This window comes from Methyloversatilis sp. (assembly GCF_965284615.1).
Lineage (GTDB): Bacteria > Pseudomonadota > Gammaproteobacteria > Burkholderiales > Rhodocyclaceae > Methyloversatilis.
On the sequence record NZ_OZ260098.1, the window covers coordinates 3,608,334 to 3,626,982 of the forward strand.

The 18,649-nt window shown below is 65.5% G+C and carries 24 protein-coding genes and 2 pseudogenes; 9 read left to right on the forward strand and 17 right to left on the reverse strand.

The annotated features are described in order from the left end of the window. The first annotated feature begins 92 nt into the window (after window positions 1-92). The 7 genes from ACQ66H_RS17165 to ACQ66H_RS17195 all read left to right on the forward strand — a co-directional run bounded on the left by ACQ66H_RS17165 (window position 93) and on the right by ACQ66H_RS17195 (window position 6,981). A complete protein-coding gene (locus tag ACQ66H_RS17165) occupies window positions 93-1,115 on the forward strand; it encodes an AAA family ATPase (RefSeq protein WP_430435023.1) in 1,023 nt (340 codons plus the stop codon). Continuing rightward, on the forward strand, window positions 1,112-1,975 hold the full coding sequence (locus ACQ66H_RS17170; RefSeq protein WP_430435024.1) for a DUF58 domain-containing protein: 864 nt from the start codon (window positions 1,112-1,114) through the stop codon (window positions 1,973-1,975). The genes ACQ66H_RS17165 and ACQ66H_RS17170 overlap by 4 nt, the downstream gene beginning before the upstream one ends. Beyond that, window positions 1,972-3,015, forward strand: coding sequence for a hypothetical protein (locus ACQ66H_RS17175; protein WP_430435025.1), 1,044 nt, complete (start codon window positions 1,972-1,974; stop codon window positions 3,013-3,015). The genes ACQ66H_RS17170 and ACQ66H_RS17175 overlap by 4 nt, the downstream gene beginning before the upstream one ends. Further along, complete coding sequence (locus tag ACQ66H_RS17180) at window positions 3,012-4,094, forward strand: vWA domain-containing protein (protein ID WP_430435026.1); 1,083 nt, start codon at window positions 3,012-3,014, stop codon at window positions 4,092-4,094. Before ACQ66H_RS17175 ends, ACQ66H_RS17180 begins: the two co-directional genes overlap by 4 nt. Continuing rightward, window positions 4,091-4,627, forward strand: a complete 537-nt coding sequence (locus tag ACQ66H_RS17185; RefSeq protein WP_430435027.1) for an MxaK protein — start codon at window positions 4,091-4,093, stop codon at window positions 4,625-4,627. The genes ACQ66H_RS17180 and ACQ66H_RS17185 overlap by 4 nt, the downstream gene beginning before the upstream one ends. A gap of 10 nt (window positions 4,628-4,637) precedes the next feature. Beyond that, window positions 4,638-5,558, forward strand: coding sequence for an MxaL protein (locus ACQ66H_RS17190; protein ID WP_430435028.1), 921 nt, complete (start codon window positions 4,638-4,640; stop codon window positions 5,556-5,558). A 229-nt stretch (window positions 5,559-5,787) separates the two neighbouring features. Continuing rightward, window positions 5,788-6,981 (forward strand): OpgC family protein, encoded by a 1,194-nt coding sequence (locus ACQ66H_RS17195; protein WP_430435029.1) that lies wholly within the window; start codon window positions 5,788-5,790, stop codon window positions 6,979-6,981. A 669-nt stretch (window positions 6,982-7,650) separates the two neighbouring features. Here ACQ66H_RS17195 and ACQ66H_RS17200 read toward each other — a convergent pair. Beyond that, entirely contained in the window at window positions 7,651-8,430 is a 780-nt protein-coding gene (locus ACQ66H_RS17200; protein ID WP_019916934.1) for an SDR family NAD(P)-dependent oxidoreductase, read from the reverse strand. A 115-nt stretch (window positions 8,431-8,545) separates the two neighbouring features. Continuing rightward, complete coding sequence (locus ACQ66H_RS17205; RefSeq protein WP_019916933.1) at window positions 8,546-8,878, reverse strand: YnfA family protein; 333 nt, start codon at window positions 8,876-8,878, stop codon at window positions 8,546-8,548. Between the two features lie 131 nt (window positions 8,879-9,009). Here ACQ66H_RS17205 and ACQ66H_RS17210 point away from each other — a divergent pair, with 131 nt between their 5' ends. Together ACQ66H_RS17210 and ACQ66H_RS17215 are read left to right on the forward strand one after the other, a co-directional pair. Then, window positions 9,010-10,209, forward strand: a complete 1,200-nt coding sequence (locus tag ACQ66H_RS17210) for an MFS transporter (protein WP_430435030.1) — start codon at window positions 9,010-9,012, stop codon at window positions 10,207-10,209. A gap of 69 nt (window positions 10,210-10,278) precedes the next feature. After that, window positions 10,279-10,734 (forward strand): hypothetical protein, encoded by a 456-nt coding sequence (locus ACQ66H_RS17215; RefSeq protein ID WP_304027839.1) that lies wholly within the window; start codon window positions 10,279-10,281, stop codon window positions 10,732-10,734. A gap of 20 nt (window positions 10,735-10,754) precedes the next feature. Here the strand turns inward: ACQ66H_RS17215 and ACQ66H_RS17220 are convergent, their stop codons facing one another. From ACQ66H_RS17220 to ACQ66H_RS17290, 15 genes and pseudogenes are all read right to left on the reverse strand, one after another. Continuing rightward, the gene (locus ACQ66H_RS17220) at window positions 10,755-11,201 is read right to left on the reverse strand and encodes an SRPBCC family protein (protein WP_430435031.1); all 447 of its coding nucleotides are present in this window, start codon (window positions 11,199-11,201) and stop codon (window positions 10,755-10,757) included. Between the two features lie 91 nt (window positions 11,202-11,292). Next, window positions 11,293-11,865: a dihydrofolate reductase family protein gene (locus tag ACQ66H_RS17225; protein WP_430435032.1), complete on the reverse strand. Its 573-nt coding sequence runs from the start codon at window positions 11,863-11,865 to the stop codon at window positions 11,293-11,295. Between the two features lie 150 nt (window positions 11,866-12,015). Continuing rightward, complete coding sequence (locus ACQ66H_RS17230) at window positions 12,016-12,402, reverse strand: hypothetical protein (protein WP_430435033.1); 387 nt, start codon at window positions 12,400-12,402, stop codon at window positions 12,016-12,018. A 65-nt stretch (window positions 12,403-12,467) separates the two neighbouring features. After that, window positions 12,468-12,758 (reverse strand): BrnA antitoxin family protein, encoded by a 291-nt coding sequence (locus ACQ66H_RS17235; RefSeq protein WP_430435034.1) that lies wholly within the window; start codon window positions 12,756-12,758, stop codon window positions 12,468-12,470. Further along, window positions 12,721-12,840 (reverse strand): hypothetical protein, encoded by a 120-nt coding sequence (locus tag ACQ66H_RS17240; RefSeq protein WP_430435035.1) that lies wholly within the window; start codon window positions 12,838-12,840, stop codon window positions 12,721-12,723. The genes ACQ66H_RS17235 and ACQ66H_RS17240 overlap by 38 nt, the downstream gene beginning before the upstream one ends. Before the next feature lie 69 nt (window positions 12,841-12,909). Then, complete coding sequence (locus ACQ66H_RS17245; RefSeq protein WP_430435036.1) at window positions 12,910-13,611, reverse strand: hypothetical protein; 702 nt, start codon at window positions 13,609-13,611, stop codon at window positions 12,910-12,912. Window positions 13,612-13,693: 82 nt separating this feature from the next. After that, window positions 13,694-14,269 carry a hypothetical protein gene (locus ACQ66H_RS17250; protein ID WP_430435037.1) on the reverse strand — a complete coding sequence of 192 codons (576 nt, stop codon included), beginning with the start codon at window positions 14,267-14,269 and terminating at the stop codon, window positions 13,694-13,696. Window positions 14,270-14,454: 185 nt separating this feature from the next. Then, window positions 14,455-14,666 (reverse strand): annotated as a pseudogene (locus ACQ66H_RS17255) (transposase); the annotation flags it as partial. Between the two features lie 108 nt (window positions 14,667-14,774). Further along, window positions 14,775-15,350 carry a hypothetical protein gene (locus ACQ66H_RS17260; protein WP_430435038.1) on the reverse strand — a complete coding sequence of 192 codons (576 nt, stop codon included), beginning with the start codon at window positions 15,348-15,350 and terminating at the stop codon, window positions 14,775-14,777. Further along, on the reverse strand, window positions 15,347-15,952 hold the full coding sequence (locus ACQ66H_RS17265; RefSeq protein WP_430435039.1) for a hypothetical protein: 606 nt from the start codon (window positions 15,950-15,952) through the stop codon (window positions 15,347-15,349). Before ACQ66H_RS17265 ends, ACQ66H_RS17260 begins: the two co-directional genes overlap by 4 nt. 273 nt (window positions 15,953-16,225) lie before the next feature. Then, on the reverse strand, window positions 16,226-16,660 hold the full coding sequence (locus ACQ66H_RS17270; RefSeq protein WP_430435040.1) for a DUF817 family protein: 435 nt from the start codon (window positions 16,658-16,660) through the stop codon (window positions 16,226-16,228). A 52-nt stretch (window positions 16,661-16,712) separates the two neighbouring features. Further along, a pseudogene (locus ACQ66H_RS17275) lies at window positions 16,713-17,054 on the reverse strand (DUF817 family protein); the annotation flags it as partial. 110 nt (window positions 17,055-17,164) lie between these two features. Beyond that, window positions 17,165-17,533 (reverse strand): hypothetical protein, encoded by a 369-nt coding sequence (locus ACQ66H_RS17280; protein WP_019916922.1) that lies wholly within the window; start codon window positions 17,531-17,533, stop codon window positions 17,165-17,167. Between the two features lie 114 nt (window positions 17,534-17,647). Beyond that, complete coding sequence (locus tag ACQ66H_RS17285; protein ID WP_368492602.1) at window positions 17,648-17,986, reverse strand: zinc-ribbon domain-containing protein; 339 nt, start codon at window positions 17,984-17,986, stop codon at window positions 17,648-17,650. Window positions 17,987-18,191: 205 nt separating this feature from the next. Then, entirely contained in the window at window positions 18,192-18,587 is a 396-nt protein-coding gene (locus ACQ66H_RS17290) for a hypothetical protein (protein WP_430435041.1), read from the reverse strand. Window positions 18,588-18,649: the final 62 nt, after the last annotated feature.

Consider the following 18,649-nt stretch of genomic DNA (forward strand, 5'->3'; position numbering starts at 1 on the left):
AACTTGCCCGTCGCCTCCTGCCTAGACTCCGGCGCTGTCGGTACATGGGCAGCGCCCCGCCTCAACGATCGATTCCGCATCAGGGAGACAGCATGAACAGGGAAGAACATCTGCAGGACTGGCGCGACGCCGCGCTGCGTGTCGAAACCGAAGTACGCAAGGCGGTGATCGGCCAGGACAGCGTGGTGCGACTGATCAACGTGGCGCTGTTCGCGCGCGGCCACGTACTGCTCGAAGGTGACGTCGGCGTCGGCAAGACCACCGTGCTGCGCGCCTTCGCCCGCGCCATCGGCGGCGACTTCGAACGCGTCGAAGGCACCGTCAACCTGATGCCGAACGACCTCGTCTATCACACCTATGTCGATGCCGAGGGCAAGCCGCGCATCGAACCCGGCCCGCTGCTGCGCCATGGCGAGCGTCTCACCACCTTCTTCTTCAACGAGATCAACCGCGCCCGCCCGCAGGTGCAGTCGCTGCTGCTGCGCGCGATGGCCGAGCGCACGGTGTCGGCCTTCAACCGCGAGTACAGCTTCCCGCACATGACGGTGTTCGCCGACCGCAACAAGGTCGAAAAGGAAGAAACCTTCGAGCTGGCTTCCGCCGCCCGCGACCGTTTCATGTTCGAACTGCGCATGGAAACGCCGCGCGATCCGACGGTGCGCCGCGCGCTGGTGTTCGACACCGCCTTCCACGACGTCAACGCACTGATCGACCAGGTCGCGCCGGGCATCCTCGACTGGCAGTCGCTGAATTCGATGGCGGCGGCGATCCAGCGCAGCGTGGTGGCGAGTGAAGCGCTCGAACGCTATGTGATGGACCTGTGGGATGCCAGCCAGAACCCGGCCGCGTTCGACGTACGCATCGACGGCGTCAACATGAAGAAGCTCATCCTCGCCGGCGCCAGCCCGCGCGGCATGAGCGCCATGCTGCGCGCCGCGCGCGTGGTTGCCTGGATGGCCGGCCGCACCCACCTGGTGCCGGACGACGTGCAGGCCATCCTGCCGTTGACGCTGGGCCACCGCGTGTTCTTCACCCCGGTGTATGAAATGCGTCGCGCGCAGATCGCCGACGCGCTGGTCGCGCAGATCATCGAGAAGGTCGCCACGCCGCGATGAGCGCCGCCGACGAGCTGCACGAATTTCACTACCGCTTGCCGCAGCGCGCGGCCGGCCAGCGCCCGGGTTCGCACCCGGGCAGCAGCCTGGGCGCCGGGCAGGAATTCGTGTCGCACATGAGTCTGTATGACCGGCCGGACCCGCGCCGGCTCGACCTGCGCGCCAGCGTGCGCAGCACCACCGGCGACTGGCTGGTGCGCGTCAATCGCCAGCGCGTCGGCGTCACCGTGCAGCTGCTGGTGGATGTGTCCGCCTCGATGGGCTTCGGCGCCCGCCGGCGCAAGATCGACGTCGCCGCCGACTTCGTCGAGTCGCTGGCGCGCAGCGCCTTCCGCGTCGGCGACGCGCTGGGCATGCTGGCTTTCGATCAGCGCGAACGCGCCGACCTGTGCGTACCGGCCACGCTGAGCCGCGGTCTGGGCAGCGTGATGGCCGACAGTCTGCGTCAATGCACGCCTGCGCCCGGCGGCATCGACGGGCTGGAAGACGCGCTGCAGCAGCTGATCGGCCGTGAGGCGCTGGTCTTCCTGGTCAGCGATTTCCACTGGCCGCTGGATCGGCTCGGCGCTGCACTCGATCTGCTGTCGCACGCCTTCGTCGTGCCGGTCATCGTGTGGGATCCGGCCGAAACCGAGCCACCGCCGCATGACGCCATCGCACCGCTGCGCGACGCCGAGAGCAGTGTCCGCCGCACGCTGTTCATGCGGCCCAAGCTGCGCACGCAGTGGCGCGACGCGGTGGCGGCGCGGCGCGCCGAGCTGGATGCCTTCTTCTCCGCGCGCGACCTGCGCCCCTTCTTCATCCACGGCGCCTTCGACGCCGAGGCGATGTCCGACTACTTCTTCGAGGCCACCGCATGACGCCCTTGATCCGAGCGTCCCTGATCGCCAGTCTGCTGCTCGCACAGGGCGCTGATGGTGCATTCGCACAGACCCCCGCCGCCGCTGCGCCGGACGCGCCGGCTGCAAGCACCGAGGGCAACGCTGCCCCGCAGGAAACGGCCGCCACCGAAACACCCGGGAACGGCGCCGACGCCGCTGCCACGCCTGCGCCGGAGACGACCGCCCCGCCAGCCGCCGCGGCACCACAGCCGCAGGGCGCACCCGCCCGCGTCGAACAGCCGCGCGCCTTCGGTCATACCCTGGGCGATGTGCTGACGCAGCGCGTGCTGCTCGCCATCGACGGCAAGCCGGTTGAACTCACCAAGCCGCCTACACCCGGCCGCGTCGGCGTCTGGCTGGAACGCCGGCCGACCCGCATTGAGCGCGACGCCGACGGACAGCGCTGGCTGGTGATCGAGCACCAGCTGATCAACGCGCCGCAGGCGCTGGTCGCGCTGACGCTGCCGGCGCTCGACCTGCAGACTTCGGGCGGCCTGCTCGGCGTCGCTGCCTGGCCCTTCAGCGCCGCACCGCTGACGCCACGCAACGCCTTCGGCGAGGGCGCACTGGACGCGCTGCAGCCGGACCGCGCCGCGCCCGCCGTTGACACCACGTCCATCCGCCGGCAGATCGCGCTGTGGGGCGGCCTGTGCATCGCCACGCTGCTGGCCTGGGGCGGATGGCTGGCCTGGCGCAGCTGGCGCGCCGGACGCAGCCAGCCCTTCGCCCGCGCGCTGCGCGAACTGAAGGGCCTGCGCAACCGCGGCGACGACGCCCCCGAAGCCTGGCAGGCGCTGCACCGCGCCTTCGACCGCACAGCCGGACGCAGCCTGCAGCCGGCTTCGCTGCCGCGCCTGTTCGAGCGCGCACCGCAGTACGCGCCGCTGCGCGCCGACATCGAACGCTTCTACGCGCAGTCGGCTGCGCTGTTCTTCGGCGCCGAGCGGCCCGCCGACGCGCTGCCGCTGCGCAGCTTCGCGCGTCGCCTGCGCGACATCGAAAAGCGGCACGAAGCATGATCTTCGGCGCCATCGACTTCGCCCAGCCCTGGGCGCTGCTGCTGCTGCCGCTGGCCGCATTGCCGCTGCTGCGCCGGCGCCGCGACACGCTGCTGTTCCCTACACTGGACTGGCTGCCGCGCGACCGCGCCGGCCGCGTCGCCGGTTTCGCCTGGCGCGCGCTGGCGGTGCTGGCGCTGGCCGGCATCGTCATCGCGCTGGCCGGCCCCGGCTCGCCCGAAACGACGGTGACGCGCACCGGCCGCGGTGCGGAAATCATGATCCTGATGGACCGCAGCCGCAGCATGGACGCCAAGATGAAGCCCAGCGACTGGCGCACCATCGATCCGCATTCGCTGCTCTACCAGGTGGACTCACGCGGCGAGCCGAAGTCGGCAGTGGCGCGCGACCTGCTGTCGAAATTCGTCGAGCAGCGGCCGGACGACCGCTTCGCGCTGATGTTCTTCAGCGCTGGACCGATGAACGTCGTGCCCTTCACCCAGCACGACGCCGTCGTGCAGGCTGGCATCACCGCAGGCGGGCTGGGGCGCGGTCTGTCCGACACCAACGTCGGCCGCGCACTGACCGCCGCCATCGACACCTTCACCGAGCGCGCCTACACCGGCAGCCGCATCATCCTGCTGGTGACCGACGGCGGCGCCCATCTCGACGAGCCGACGCGCAAGCGCATCCGCGAAGGCCTGCAAGCCAACCGCATCGCGCTGCACTGGCTCTATCTGCGCACGCTGAACGCCCCTGAACTCGACGCCGAAGCGAGCGCGCCACCGCCGGCCGCCGAGGGCGACGGCATGGAGGCCATCGAGGCACGCAACGCCTACTACGCGCAGGAGTCGATCGCCGAAGTGTCGCTGCACCGCTTCTTCCAGTCGCTGCCGGTGACCTATCGGCTGTACCAGGCGGACAGTCCGGAAGACTTGGCGAAGGCGGTGGCCGAAGTGGGCCGCCAACAGAACTTCCCGCTCGACTTCGAAGAGCGCGTGCCGCGGCAGGACCACAGCCGTCTCTTCTTCTCGCTGGCGGCGCTGTGCTGCGCGCTGCTGCTGGTCTATCGATCCCTTCTTCTGCGGAGCTGGCTGTGAAACGACGCACCGTCCATCTGATCTTCGGCGCCACCGCGCTGTTCACCGGCCTCGCCGCCGGCTGGCAGACATCGCAGCTGTGGCAGGCCGAACGCGTGAATGCGGCGATCGCTTCCGCCGGCAGCGTCAACGCCGATCTGCCGGAAGCGCAGTTCGCCCAGGCGCTGGCGCTGAGCCGCGGCACTGACAGCGAAGCCGCCACCCGCGCCTGGAAGGCGCTGATCGCCGGCGAACGCACCGACCTGCGCGAGGGCGCGCGCTACAACCTCGGCAACCTGCACCTGCGCGAGGCGCTGGCGCACGGCGAAGCCGACGTCGCCAATGCGCTGCCGCTGGTCGAGCTGGCCAAGCAGCGCTACCGCGACGCGCTGCGCGAGCGACCGGACGACTGGGAAGCGCGCTACAACCTCGAACGCGCGCTGTGGCTCGCGCCCGAGATCGAGCAGGCCGCGGCCGCCGAGGACGAAGGCCCGGAGCCACCGAGGGAACGTGTGGTGACGACGCTGCAGGGCGTGCGACTGGACCTTCCGTGAGGACGTGCGCATGAGAACACGCGTCTTCCTGCGCAACCTGCTCGCCAGCCTGCGTGAGCGCGACGCCGGCTCGCTGCTCGCCGCGTTCGCGCTGCTGGTGATCGCCGCCGTGCTGCCGCCGGTGAACCTGCCGCGCGACAGCTGGGACACCATCGTCGTGTTCGATCTGACGCAGAGCATGAATGTCGAGGACTACGAGCTGGACGGCGTGCCGGTCAGCCGCCTGACCTACGCCCGCGAATCGGCCAAGCGGGCGCTGCGCGAACTGCCCTGCGGCTCGCGCGTCGGCTGGGCCGGTTTCGCCGAGTACCGCACGCTGCTGCTGCTGGCGCCGATCGAGGTGTGCGCGCACTACAGCGACCTGATCGCCTCACTCGACCAGATCGACGGCCGCATGCGCTGGGGCAATTCGAGCGAGGTGGCGAAAGGCGTGTTCTGGTCGGTGCGTACCGCGAAGACGCTGGAGGAGGCCCCTGCCGTCGTCTTCGTCAGCGACGGCCAGGAGGCGCCGCCGCTGCGCGACGGCGACAAGCCGGGCTTCGACGACATCAAGCCGGGCGAGGTGCGCGGCTGGATCGTCGGCGCTGGCGGCGAGGCGGCACGGCCGATACCGAAGAGCGACGACGACGGCCGTCCGGTCGGCTACTGGCAGGCCGGCGAAGTGATACAGCGCGAACTGCGCACCGCCGACGGCCGCAAGGTACCCGGCACCGAGCACCTGTCGGCGCTGCGCGAAACCCATCTGCGCGACATCGCGCAGCAGGTCGGCTTCGACTACGCGACGCTGTCCGACACCGGCACGCTGGTTCGCGCCATGAAGCACGACGGCGCCGCGGTGTCGCGTCCGGTACCGACCGCACTGAACTGGCTGCCGGCGCTTCTTGCGCTGGTCGTGCTCGCGCTGCGCTTCCGCCCGGAGTCGCGCCGCTGAAAGCCCGGCGGGCCGACTGGCCTGCCGCGCAGCCTGTCAGCATCCGCTGACAGGCGCCTGCCTGTACGCCCATCTGGTCTACCCTTGCGCGGCGCTAGCATTCGCGGGCGCATCAAGGACACTTCATGGGTCACGCCACCGTGGCCGCATGCCTCCCTACAGCATCGGGTAACGGACATCGGCCGACGGCACGTAGCGTTCGCGACCCGCCCGCATGGAGCCGTTGACGATGAACTACGCACCTCCACCCGCGGCGCGCGACCTGCGCGTCAACCTCTTCCGCGGCGTCGCACTGATCTGCATGTTCTGGGACCACCTGCCCGGCAATCCGCTGGGCTACGCCACGCTGCGCAACTTCGGCCTCAGCGACGCCGCCGAACTGTTCGTGTTCCTCGCCGGCTATGGCGCCATGCTGGCCTACGGCCGCCGCTACGAGCGCGAAGGATTCTTCCCGGCGGCAGTGCACGTGCTGCGCCGCGCCTGGATCCTGTACGTCGCCCACGTGTTCCTGCTGGCACAGTTGATGGTGGTCGTGTTCGTCGCCAATGACAATGTCGAGACACGCGACTTCATCGCCGAGATGGGCCTGGGCTATTTCCTCGAACAGCCGCAGTCGGCGCTGCTGGCAGGCATCCTGATGCAGTTCAAGCCGGTGCTGATGGACCCGCTGCCGCTGTATGTCGTGCTGATGACGCTGATGGCCGGCCTGCTGCCGCTGCTGGTGCGCCGGCCGATGTGGGTGCTGCTGCCCTCCGGCCTGCTGTGGCTGCTGGAGAAGCAGACGGGGCTGAATCTGCCCGCCGCGCCGGAAGGCGTGTGGTTCTTCAATCCGCTGGCCTGGCAGTTCCTGTTCTTCATCGGCGCCTGCTGCGCACGACCGCGATCCCTTCTTCGCATGCGTCCGCTGGAGCGGCGCATCGGCCGCAACATCATGATGCCGGCGGCACTGGCCTTCCTCGCAGCCTCGCTGCTGCTCAGCCTGTCCTGGCGCTGGCCGGAGGTTCATGACGCGCTGATGCCGCAGTCCATCGCCACGCTGATCTATCCGATCAGCAAGACCGACCTCGACCTGCTGCGCGTCGCCCACTTCCTGGTGCTGGCCTGGGTGGCCACCACGTTGCTGCGCCCTGGGGCATGGCTGCACAGCGCGCCTGCATCGGCGCTGCGCTGCATGGGCCGTCATTCACTCGAAGTGTTCTGCGTCAGCGTGCTGCTGGCACCGCTGGCCGACGCGGTCGGTGCGCAGGCCGCGGACCATCCGGCGATACAGGTCGCCGCCGGCTTGCTCGGGGTGCTGCTGATGTGGGCGCTGGCTGCGTGGCTCGACGTCGTGCGCAGACCGCAACGTTCGCCCGCCCCGCACCATCGTGCGGATGGCGAATACGTCGGTGCCGTGGCGGCACCTATCCGCAAGGGCAGCTGAAGCGACCCGCCCAGTCGCCGCCAAGGCCGCTCACAAGGATCGCGCCCTGTTCGCCGCCAGAGCCTGGTTTTGTGGGAGCGAGCTTGCTCGCGATAGCGGCCTGAACCGAAGCCAGCGGCCCGCGAAGGCTGCATCGCGACCAGAGGTCGCTCCCACAAAAAGCACGCCCGCCCCATCGTCGGAGCCCGGTTTCCTGTGGGAGCGAGCTCGCTCGCGATAGCGGCCTGAACCGAAGCCAGCGGCCCGCGAAGGCTGCATCGCGACCAGAGGTCGCTCCCACAAAAAACACGCCCGCCCCATCGTCGGAGCCCGGTTTCCTGTGGGAGCGAGCTTGCTCGCGATAGCGACCTGAACCGAAGCCAGCGGCCCGCGAAGGCTGCATCGCGACCAGAGGTCGCTCCCACGAAAAGCACGCCCGACCCATCGTCGGAGCCTGATTTCCTGTGGGAGCGAGCTTGCTCGCGATAGCGGCCTGAACCGAAGCCAGCGGCCCGCGAAGGCAGCATCGCGACCAGAGGTCGCTCCCACAAAAAGCACGCCCGCCCCATCGTCGGAGCCTGGTTTCCTGTGGGAGCGAGCTTGCTCGCGATAGCGGCCTGAATCGAAGCCAGCGGCCCGCGAAGGCTGCATCGCGACCAGAGGTCGCTCCCACAAAAAGCACGCCCGCCGTCAGAACGCGCTCTTCACCGTGCCGCCATCGACACGCAGCGCCGCACCGGTGGTGGCGGAGGCGAGCGGGCTGCACAGATAGGTCACCATCGCCGCCACTTCCTCGGTCGTCGCGAAACGCTTGATCAGCGAGGTCGGGCGCACCTTCTCGAAGAACTCCTTCTCGAACTCGTCGAAGCTCTGGCCGCTGTCGCCGGCCAGCGCCTGCACGAAGTCCTCGACGCCGCGCGAGCGGGTCGGGCCGGGCAGTACGCTGTTCACGGTGATGCCGCTGCCCGCCACCGATTCGGCGATGCCGCGCGCGATGGCGATCTGCGCCGACTTGGTCATGCCGTAATGCACCATCTCGGCCGGAATCTGTACGCCGCTCTCACTCGATATGAACAGGATGCGCCCCCAGTTGCGGCGCTTCATGCCGGGCAGCACCAGTCGCGCCAGACGCGCGCCACTCAGCACATTCACCTCGAAGAAACGCAGCCAGTCCTCGTCCGGAATGTCCTCGAAGGCCTTGGGCTCGAAGATGCCGAGGTTGTTCACCAGGATGTCGATATCCGGGTGGGCATGCACCACCGCTTCGGCCGCCTGCGCCGTCGCCAGGTCACCGGCGAAGCCGATGGCGCCCGCGCCCAGTTTCGCGACCGCGGCATCGACCGCCGCCTGCGAACGACCGTTGACGATGACGCGCGCGCCTTCGCGCAGCAGCGCCTCGGCGATCGAATAGCCGATGCCGGCGGTGCTGCCGGACACCAGCGCGAGACGGTTGTTCAGTTGCAGATCCATGGTGTTCCTCACTATGAGAGCGGCGCCTGGCGGGCGCCTTCAAGACTCAAGGTTCAACGTTCAGGCAGGCTGGGCGGTGCCCGCTTTCCTTGTAGCTTGCAGCTTGCATCTGCCTTTACCCACGCGGCGCGAACATGATGATGGCCATGCCGGCCAGCGCGACCCCTACACCGGTGACATCCCACAGATGTGGACGTTCGCCATCGACCAACCAGAGCCACAGCACGGCGACGCAGACATAGACGCCGCCATAGGCCGCATAGACCCGCCCCGCCGCGGTCGGATGCAGGGTCAGCAGCCAGACGAAGGCGACCAGCGAGGCCGCGGCCGGCAGTAGCACCCAGGCCGGCGCACGGTCCTTCATCCACAGCCAGGGCAGATAGCAGCCGATGATTTCGGCGAGCGCGGTGGCGACGAACAGTGCGGTGGTCTGGAGCAGCGAAGACATGGGGGCGAAGCGGCAGGACGACAACGCGTCAGTGTGCCGCGATTCGCGCTTGGCGCGTAGCGTCGCTGTGCGGCACAGATCGTCGCGGGGCCTGTGCTAGCGTCAACGCCTCGTTTCCCGGTATCCGCCACATGCCCACCGCCCTGTCAGCCGTGCTGTGCGCCGCCCTGCTGCTGATGGTGAGCATGGGCGTGCGGCAGTCCACCGGTCTGTTCATATCGCCGATCAATACCAGCACCGGTCTGGGCGTGGTCACGCTCAGCTTCGCGCTGGCGATCGGCCAGTTCATGTGGGGCGCGATCCAGCCGGTGGCGGGTGCTGTGGCCGACCGCTACGGTCCGGGCCGCGTGCTGGCCGCCGGGCTGATCGTGCTGGCACTCGGCTGCGTGCTCACCACCTTCGTGGACAGCGCCTTCGGCATGACGATGACGCTGGGCGTGCTGGCCGCCGCCGGCTCCGGCGCCGGCAGCTTTTCGGTGCTGATCGGCGCCGCTTCGCGCCGGCTCGATTCGGCGCAGCGCGGTCAGGCCGCAGGCATCATTAACGCCGGCGGCTCGCTCGGCCAGTTCGTGTTCGCGCCGCTGGCGCAGAAGCTCATCGTCACCGTCGGCTGGATGGGTGCGATGTACGCGATGGCCGCGGCGGCGCTGGCCGCGCTGCCGCTGGCACGTGCGCTGCGCGCACGCGAGCCACATCCGCAGCACGCCGCCGGCACCGACGGCGGACTGCGTCGCGCGGTCGGCGACGCGATGCGCGACCGCAGCTATCTGCTGCTGCACGCCGGCTTCTTCACCTGCGGCTTCCACATTGCCTTCCTGATCACCCACCTGCCGGGCGAGGTCGGCCTGTGCGGCCTGCCGGCCGAAGTGGCGAGCGGCGCACTGGCGCTGATCGGGCTGGCCAACATCTTCGGCAGCCTGCTTGCCGGCTGGGCGGTCGGCCGCTGGCGCAGCAAGATGATCCTGTTCTGGATGTACGCCTCGCGCGCCGTGCTGGTGCTGATCTACCTCGCGTCGCCGCGCACCGAATGGACCTTCTACCTGTTCGCCATCGGGCTCGGCGTGACCTGGCTGGCCACCGTGCCGCCGACCGCGGGCGTCGTCGGCAAGCTGTTCGGCACCCGCTACCTCGCCACACTGTTCGGCCTGACGCTGCTGTCGCACCAGACCGGCGGCTTCTTCGGCGCCTGGCTGGGCGGGCTGGCGCTGGAACACACGGGGGACTACCAGTGGATGTGGTACGCCGACGCTGCACTGGCCGCCGCCGCCGCGCTGGTGAACCTGCCGATACGCGAGGCGCGGGTCGTGCGCGCCACCGCCGCAGCCACGTAGGCGCCCACCGATGGCGTTGCGCGCGCAGCGGCGCCACAATGCGGTGATCACAACAAGAGGAGACACCGCATGAGACTGCTCGGCGCACTTGGCATACTGGTACTCGGCCTGCTGGCCGCCTTCGTCATCGCCAACTGGCACGTGCTGGCCGCGCCAGTCGAAGTGTCGCTGCTGGTGGCAACGATCAACGCGCCCGCAGGCGTCATCCTGCTCGGCGGCACCGCACTGCTGCTCGTACTGCTCGGCGCCTACACGCTGAGCCTGCACACTTCCACCCTGCTCGAAGCCCGCCGCCACGCGAAGGAACTGCGCGAACAGCGCCTGCTGGCCGACCAGGCCGAAGCCTCGCGCTTCACCGAACTGAACGCCGCCATGCAGAAGGAATTCGCCGACCTCAGGGTCGAGCTGCAGAAGGTGTCGAACGAATCGTCAAACTCGCTTGCCGCCGCCATCGGCGAGGTCGAGGACAAGCTGGACCGGGCGCTGGGTACGACGACGGGGGCCAGTTCCACCGCCCTGCGTTAGGACAGCCCGGCCGGAGGCCTTCAATCGCGGATTTCCGGCTCCACCAGCAGGGTCAGCAACTGCAGCGACTGCTGCCAACCCAGGTAGCAGCCTTCGGCCGGTATCACGTCGGGAATGCCCTCCTGCACGATGTTCATGTTGACGCCGTAGGACACGGTTTTCAGCGTCACCGTCGTCTGCATGGTGCCCGGCAGGTTCGGATCGTCGAACACCGCCGTGTAGCGCAGCGTCTCGCCGGGTATCAGTTCCAGATACTCGCCGCCGAAGGAGTGGCTGTGACCGGTCGTCAGGTTGGTGAAGGACATCCGGTACCGGCCACCGACGCGCGGCTCCATCAGATGGACCTTGCCGGTATAGCCGTGCGGCGGCAGCCATTTGGCCCACGCGTCGGGATCAAGGAAGGCGCGATAGATGCGGTCGGCGGTCGAAGGGATGACGCGGTGAAGCCGGACAGTATTCGCAGGCATGGTTAACTCCGTTGCCGAGGACGACCCTCTGTTCGCACGACGAACGGAAGGCGCCGGTTTCGACAGGGCGCCATGCCCCGTCGCTGCCCCGTCATGCCGCGGTGACGATTGCGCTTGAAGGCACCTGATAGCGCAGTTCGGCGAAGCCGGTGCCCACCTGCCTGACCGACACGAGCACCAGCGGCGGGCTGGTGAGCTGGCGGGGAAACAGCGGCTTGCCCCGGCCCAGCGTGACTGACCCAACCTGCACGATGATCTCGTCCAGCAGCCCGGCGTCATGGAATTGCCCGGCCAGATCGCCTCCGCCGACGATCCAGATATTCCTGTCGCCCGCTGCCGCGTGCATGGCGCCGTGCACGGGTCGCACATCGCCCCGGACGAAGCGGATGTCGGCGCCGGGAACGGTCGGCAAGGGCCTGTTCGAAAACACCCATGTCGGCTGGCTGTAGGGCCAGGCCGCGCCCGTTTCCGCGGCCACCGTGTCCGCGTGACGCAGCATCCATTCGTAGGTAGACGACCCCATCGCCAGCGCACCGACCTCGGCGATGAAGGCCGGGTAGCTCGTGTCGCCGACGTCGCCCAGCGGAAACAGCCAGTCCAGCGAGTCGTCTTCGGTGGCGATGAAGCCGTCGAGGCTGGTGGCGGTGTAGTACTGGGTATTCATGAGCGATCCTCGGGGAAAGTGCGGATGAACGTTCCAGCGTGGGGCTGCCGGGCGGCGTCGGCCACGGACAGACATGTTCTCCGGTCTCACGTAACGAGATGACCTGCGACGTATAGAACGGCGAAGCCGCGGTACCGATCCGGTTGTCCGCTAGGCTACGCCCTCACGCAGATGCACGATATTGCCCTCCGGGTCGCAGACATTGCGAACCTGCATGCCGGGGCCAGGCCACACCGGCCCCCAGACCCGACCGCCACATTGCTCCGCAATGCGCTCCGCCGCCACCAGACTTTCCACCGTGAAGAAGGGCTTGATGGCCTGCTCCTCACGCGCCACCGGCGGCTCCTCAATGACGATGGAACGGCTGTACTGCTCGGGGATGGCGTGGATGATGAGCTGGACGTCAGGCGTCTGCAGGACTCTGTGTTCGTCGTCTGCATGCAGCACCCGGGCACTCAGGACCTGTTCGTAGAAGGCGGAAACGGACGACAGATTCTTCGCGTAGATGAGCACACCGGTTCGTGCGGGGCCGGACATCGGGATCTCCAGGTGACTTGAGTCTCCTCGCACCGACCTTCGCGCAAGGCCATTCGGACGACGGCTTATGCGGCGCCCTTCGACCGCGCCGGGCCTTTGGCCAGCTGCTCCGCCATGCGAGTTTGCCAACCGGGACCCGTTGCACGCCAGCGCTCGATGACCTCGGGCGGCAGGCGAAGGCTGATGAGTTGGCGAGGATTGGAAGACTTGGGACGACCGCCCTTGTTGACGACAGCGCGCGCCAACATTGCATCGGTCAGTTCGGGTAGTTCCTTGTACTCGTGCGGCTTGACCACATGGGCGTCAACACGCTTGAGATCAGAGCCCGAGGAACGGCGCGAGACGGGTTTGTTCACGATCGTTGGCCTTTCGCATGCTGAAGACGTGACGAGCTGAGCCACGCGGGGTATAGCCAATGACGACGACTCGACCATGCAAGAGGCCGTAGCAGACGATGCGACGTTCACCGTAGTCCTTACGGTCATCTACGACCTCGACCGTTGGAATTCACCGGACTGGCGCGGCTTGCCGCGACAGGTCCGGTGGAATGATAGGTTGAACCACAGTGCCCTCCAGTTCACAGAACCAGAACTGGCCGAACTTTTCCCAGTTAAAGGTGTACGAGCGAGCGAGTTCGATGCTTACAGGCTTGCCACCAATAGGTACGGTGAAGTGTCCCCCCTCGAACGTGTGGCCCTGAGATGTATCGTAGGTCCAGCACTTACCAAATTTCACGGTTGGATTCACAAAGCGTTCAAGGTCATTCATTACCAAGGCGACACCGCGAGAGGCGATGCCTTGGGTGACATACTGTTCCAATATCTGTAGATCCTCGTAGACATCTTTCATGAAAATGTCGTGGGCGCCACGAGTTCCCCCCGAAGCGGCTAGCTTGCGATAACACTTCATCTCAACGGCGATCTTGGTTACGCCGGCGGAGGATGTTCCGTGGACGAGGAGGTCAATATTGTTTGAGCCCGCGGCCATCCTGACGCCGGGCTCCAGTTCGAGCTCTGCGCTTTCGTCGGGGTATTGAACCGCAAGAGGTAAGAGCTGCTTCAGGACATAGGCGTACTGAAGCTGCATTGACGCTTCCTTGTTGATTGGGATGAGTGTGCTGCCGACCTTCCGGGCGAAGACTGCCCACGCAGCGGAAATGGCTGATCGGAGGCGGCTGTCAAACGATGTGTCGGTGATGAAGGGGGTCATTGTGCGTCTGCGGCCAAACGTCTGAATTGAACGGCCGAGCGCGGCTTCTTGCGCGAGGTCCGCCCGAATAATGGGTTCGGCATCATGGCGCTAGTTCTGTGCTTCCGGACCACATGTCGGCGTATATGCCAACGCGCTTGTCCTCTGGCAGATTGTCGGTCAGGATGGCCTTGAGCGCGCGCACAGCCTTATTGGCACGCTCCGCGTTTCCAAGCGTTATCTGGCGTTCGATCTGAGACTGCGGCGAATCAAAGAGCGCCTTGCCCAGAGCTACCTCCGGGAGATATTTTTCCTCTAAGATGAGTTCTGGCTTGGGATGAGCTATGTCGTTTCGGAAGCGCGCAAGCTGTGTAATCGCAGACCACGGCTCCTTTGTCGCCTCATACGTGAAGGCTAATTCTTTGGCCAGACTGTCAAGTTTCTCCAGGGGGCCGAGACCCTCGAAAACCGTCCAATCTGAAGCGACACGACTTCCAACGGCATTTGCCAGAGCCTCGATCGCCAGGGCTGAAAGAACCATCGAGGCGAGGCATTTATTGAACCGCCCCACTTCGCTTGCCTTTGCGTCTTCTATTTCACGCTCAGCGGCGTGCAAAAGCATGTGATGAGCAAAGAACTCGCGCTCTTGCGTCTTGCGGAACAGTTGCGGTGAATTCATGAGGCCGAACGACGCTGTAGAAAAACCCCATTCCGGGGCAAGCGGTTGCTTCCGACCTTTGCCACATCGAAATCGCTCATCGTCGTTTCAACCCTCCGATCTTCGCTTCATCGTCGTCCCCTGACGTCAGCCCCGACCGCTGCCCGGTGCGCTCGAACTGGCGTCAACCTCTCCCGCCAGCTTACCTAATTCGCGTATTCATGGTGCCCAAGCTTTTCGATGTTGTGCACCAGGCAGTAGAGCTTCCATTGCCCACGACCTTGCTGCGCCCGCGCAGCGTGAAGCGGTCGAGCCGCTTGTTGTGTCGCAGGTTGCCGAACACCGGTTCGACGGTGGCGAAGCGCGCGGCGATCATCTGCTTGCCCTGATCAGAGTCGATGCGCCGCTTCATCCGCTCGATAAGGGAAATGTTGCTACGTCCCCGATAAACCCCTGAGCACGCGTTCCCGGGGCCGCGGCGTCAACCTGTCAGCGCCGGTTCAGACAGATGGCATGGAGCGCACGCTCATTTCGCCAGCGCCCGCCGGAAATCCGGATCGTCGATCAATTTCGCCACCAGCGCCTTGTACAGCGCGCCATATTGGTTGATCGCCTCAGGTATCGCGATGGCACCGACGAAGGACGAACTCCAGCGCGCTTCGACATCCAGCGCGCGCTCATAGACCTGCTCACCGCCACGGGTGACCCTGAAGCGGGCGGCCAGTCGCGCGGTACCGGTTCCGATTGCCGCATCCACGCGACTTTCGATGAGTTCGCCCGCAATCACCGACGAGGACGCGGGGTCATAGAGGCCCGCCGCCGAGAGCTCGATCTCCAGCGTGTCCCGGAGCAGCCGGGCCCAACTGCCCTTGGCCGGTGCCAGGGTGTTCCCGCGAAGACCGGGAAGCGTCCGGTCGAGCGCCGGAACAAGGCCCGGCGCCAGCGCGAATGCGTCCACTGCGGCGGGCCTCAGGCCGGCGGTGCGCAGCTTTTCCAGCGTGGCCGGGCTCGCGCCGGTTGCATCGAGCTTAACGTTGGCACATCCGGTGAGCATCGCCCCCACGAGGCAGACCAGTGCGCCCCCCGACAGACGCCTCCTCATGGGAAGGCCGGGTCCTCGGCAATGTCGTTCAGGGTGCGGCTGACGATCTGGCGGATCATCGTCGTCACTGCCTCCTCAACCCCGGACATCTTCAATCCGCCGGGCGGTGGCGAAGTCGAGCCGACGGAGGTGTAGATCACATGCTTGCCGCTGCGCTCCAGCGCCTGAGCGTTATCGCGCGCCGGCACGTAGCGCATCGTGCATTCGTAACCATCGGCTACGGTCTGACCCGCAATGCCGAAGGTCAGGCCAGCCACGAAACCCTTGCGCGCGGCATCGTCACTCAAGGGAACATTGTTGACCGTCACCGAGAGCAGACCGCTGCCCGGCTCCGCCGCGTCGCTGACCTGAGAGAACAGGGTACTTGCGGCAATCTGATCGCGTACGCGCGTCTTCAGAAATTCGGTTGCCTGCGCATTGGGAACCCCCTTCGTACGGAACTCCCAGACGAGCTGCACCGGGCCCGGACTCTCCGGCTTCCTGTAGGCGGAACTGGGAATTTCAGGCGCATTGCCATCGACATAGAAGGCCGCACACCCACTCATCAGGAGCGTGAATACACACAGCAGGCAATAGCCCGCCACTCGTCTGAAACGGTTCATCCTGGCGCCACTCCCCTTGTTTGCAAACGGACCGCGCTCAGCACTGACGCACCGAGCGAAGGACATCACCCACGCCTGTCGCCAGTGCGGCTCATGGCCTGAAGGCGGCGCACTCCCGGATCGACGTCATGCCGTCCGAAGTGGGCGACGCATGGTAGCGCATGCGAAAATCCTTCGTCATGCGCCTCATGCATCTGGACGATTCCACGCCTCCGCATCGAATAACCGCAAGCGGAGCCGATCAGATGAAATGCGGCGCGGCACGGGCGGGCTTCACGCCGGCACGTGCACCGTGGCCTTGATGTGCTTCAGGTTCGTCACGATGGTGAAGCTCATCAGGACCAGCAGTGACCAGGCACTCCACTTGGTCACATGAACGGCCGCCCACGCGCCGAGCTGATGCGGATATGCCCACAGGCCGAAGAAGGTGCCGATGTTCTCGGCGAGCCAGATGAAGAACCCGATCAGCACCAGCGCCAGTGACAGCGGCATGCGGCGATCGACGCGGTGCGGCCGGAAGACCACCTGCGCCCGTGCGTACAGACCCAGCGCGGCAGCCGCCAGGTACCACCGGTAATCGCCGATGAAGTGGTGGGTGAAGAAGTTCAGGTACAGCGCCGTCGCCACCAGCCCGGCCATCCAGTATGGCGGGTGGTGCTCGACCCGCAGCTGCAGCAGCCGCCACGCCTGGATGATGTAGCTGCCCAACCGCCGCGTACATGAAGCCGGAAAACAGCGGAACGCCCAGAAGCTTCGTGTACGCGAAGTCCGGGTAGGACCACGAACGGATGCCGCTCGACGTCTTGAACACCTCGAGTGCGAAGCCAAGCAGATGGAACAGACAGATGGCCTTCAGTTCATCGACCGTCTCGCGACCGCTCCACAGCATCCACCCCTGAATCACCAGCGCGATCAGCAGCAGCACGTCGTAACGCGGCAGCCCCAGCACGCCAGTCCGCGGAACGCAGAAAACCGCGACAAAGAACAGCCCGGCAAACAGGCATGCCTGCGCCTCTTTCCATGTGAACTGCAGGAACTCGACGGATATCCCGGTGATCCGCGCTCGCGCATCCGTTGGGGGTGAGAATGAGGCTTCAGGCATCAGTGCGTGTTGACTGAGAGGTTAAATGGCATTCAGTCTCCGCAAAATCCGGGGCGGTTCAGAGGGGACCTGCAAGCGCAGCTTGCAGGCGGTCCACGTTGACCAAGAGGTTAAGCATAATCGCTCCGTGCGTCTCGAATGCCTTCTTCGATGTCTTTAAAGAACGCCTCTTGATCTTCCTCGACGCCTTGGTTGGGACAAGCGAGCTCGATCAATACATCCAACATTGACTCAAAGGCTTCAACGTTGCCTTCCAAAGGCGGAATTGCATGCTTGTGCGCAATATATCGAACAGCACGAACAATGATGTTGGGATCGCGCCCCTGACCGACAAGAAAATCTTCATGTTGGATTGCAGCGTTGAAATAGATCTCCACCGCAGCTTTCGCGAGAACCTCATCAACCGGATTGTCCCGCCAGCGGATTAAGCGCGCTACTTCGAGGCAAGCGGCGAGAAGGGCGTCGTTGTCGAGTGGCATGAGATGCCTAACGTTTGAAATGAACGGCCGGAGAACGGCGGAGCCGTTCGGAGATCCGCTCGATTGAAGGGTTGGGCGTCGCCGGAATACGCGAGAAGGGGCTGGGCGGGCGCCTCACTTCGGACCTTTACCTTCAGAAGTGAGAGACGACCTGAGCTCCTTGCGGGCGATGAACCAACACAAAGGTACTAGGACCACAAAGAAGGGCCAATGCCAGGGCAGCCAGGGCAGCAAGCCAGCATAGAGAAATAAGCAAAGAGCTCCCATTAACCATGTAGATGCAAAGACGAGAACGAAGCCCAAGGTAAGGCGGTTCTGAGGGTCAGTGTCCTGCACTGAGACTAGCAGTGCGTCTTCGGTTGCTAAACGCTCCTTCTCAACAACGTCAGCACCGCAGCGAATACACCGCAGCGCTGACTCAAGATTCTCTACGCCGCAATGAGAGCAGATCATGTTTTGATGCCGAACGCCCAGGTTAACCGGCGCCGGAGCGCGAAGCGCGTAGGGCACCAACACTGGCCATCAAAATCGCGAAGCGATGGCCAGTGTTGGCGTCCGCGTTGAACCGACAGTTAGGCTGGGGCGCGTAGGCATCGTTTGGCAAGTTCACTCCGACTGTGTTCGGTTCGAGTGTCCACGAACGTTGAACAAGCGTTATTCATGGCTGAGTATGCAATAAAGGTGATTCAGGGCTCTTTGGCCCTGGCCCCATCGCGTTAAGCATTGATATGTACGCATGTGCTTTGGTGCGAGAGAGGGGCCTATCAGTGACCGGTGACGAAATGGCTTGAAGGATGTTCCACATTGGCTCGTAGTAATCAGCGAGATCGTCGTTTTGCCACCCAAGGATGCATAGCTCTTCTTGAAAAAGGATCCATGAAGCCCACTCCTGCATCTCCTGTGCAGTTTTCTCGCCATCGAAGTACCGTTTGAGCATTGGAATCAAGTCTGGTGGGGCAATGTGCACCTCCCTTGATTTCGGATTAGCTGGAGGTTCGCTTGGCGGTTGAGCCTCTCCCCGTACTGCGGCAAGCAATTGTGCTGATCTATCCATTTGGGCTCCTTACGTCTACGGCGCGACTTTATCGATGATGAGGCCTAACGTGAGGTGGACGA